This is a genomic window from Microbacterium sp. NPDC055521 (assembly GCF_053619695.1).
This window is the reverse complement of the sequence record NZ_JBSHJX010000024.1, coordinates 1-1,382: the sequence shown is the minus strand read 5'-3', so window position 1 is coordinate 1,382 and position 1,382 is coordinate 1. Positions and strand designations below refer to the sequence as shown.

1 rRNA gene is annotated in these 1,382 nt (G+C 53.7%); it reads right to left on the bottom strand.

The annotated features are described in order from the left end of the window. Positions 1-1,382, bottom strand: a 23S ribosomal RNA gene (locus ACWGSM_RS13505); the annotation flags it as partial.

The following is a 1,382-nucleotide window of genomic DNA, read 5'->3' as shown; positions in this document are numbered from 1 at the left end:
GATTCTCTCGATCTCCTTGGTATTCTCTACCTGACCACCTGTGTCGGTTTGGGGTACGGGCGGCTTGAACCTCGCGTCGATGCTTTTCTTGGCAGTGTGGAATCAGGAACTTCGCTACTATATTTCGCTCGCCATCACAGCTCAGCCTTCACGGGAAACGGATTTGCCTATTTCCCAGCCTAACTGCTTGGACGCGGATATCCAATACCGCGCTTACCCTATCCTCCTGCGTCCCCCCATTGCTCAAATGGTGAGGAGGTGGTACAGGAATATCAACCTGTTGTCCATCGCCTACGCCTTTCGGCCTCGGCTTAGGTCCCGACTAACCCTGAGCGGACGAGCCTTCCTCAGGAAACCTTAGGCATTCGGTGGACAAGATTCTCACTTGTCTTTCGCTACTCATACCGGCATTCTCACTTCTAAGCGCTCCACCAGTCCTTCCGGTCTGGCTTCACAGCCCTTAGAACGCTCTCCTACCACTGTTCGAAGAACAGTCCGCAGCTTCGGTGATACGTTTAGCCCCGGTACATTTTCGGCGCAGAGTCACTCGACCAGTGAGCTATTACGCACTCTTTAAATGGTGGCTGCTTCTAAGCCAACATCCTGGTTGTCTAAGCAACTCCACATCCTTTTCCACTTAACGTATACTTTGGGACCTTAGCTGGCGGTCTGGGCTGTTTCCCTTTCGACTACGGATCTTATCACTCGCAGTCTGACTCCCAAGGATAAGTCATCGGCATTCGGAGTTTGACTGAATTCGGTAACCCGGTAGGGGCCCCTAGTCCAATCAGTGCTCTACCTCCGAGACTCTTACCTTGAGGCTAGCCCTAAAGCTATTTCGGAGAGAACCAGCTATCTCCAGGTTCGATTGGCATTTCACCCCTACCCACACCTCATCCCCGCACTTTTCAACGTGCGTGGGTTCGGGCCTCCATTCAGTGTTACCTGAACTTCACCCTGGACATGGGTAGATCACCTGGTTTCGGGTCTACGACCACGTACTCAATTCGCCCTATTCAGACTCGCTTTCGCTGCGGCTCCGCATCTTCTGCTTAACCTTGCACGGGATCGTAACTCGCCGGTTCATTCTACAAAAGGCACGCCATCACCCGTTAACGGGCTCTGACTACTTGTAGGCACACGGTTTCAGGATCTATTTCACTCCCCTTCCGGGGTGCTTTTCACCTTTCCCTCACGGTACTGGTTCACTATCGGTCACTAGGGAGTATTTAGCCTTGGGAGATGGTCCTCCCGGATTCCGACGGAATTTCACGTGTTCCGCCGTACTCAGGATCCACTCTGGAGAGTGCGTTCAGCCCACTCGGGTTGGGCACCACCCACAGCGGGATGTCCCTCGGCCAAGGGCTGAGCTCATCCGTGTC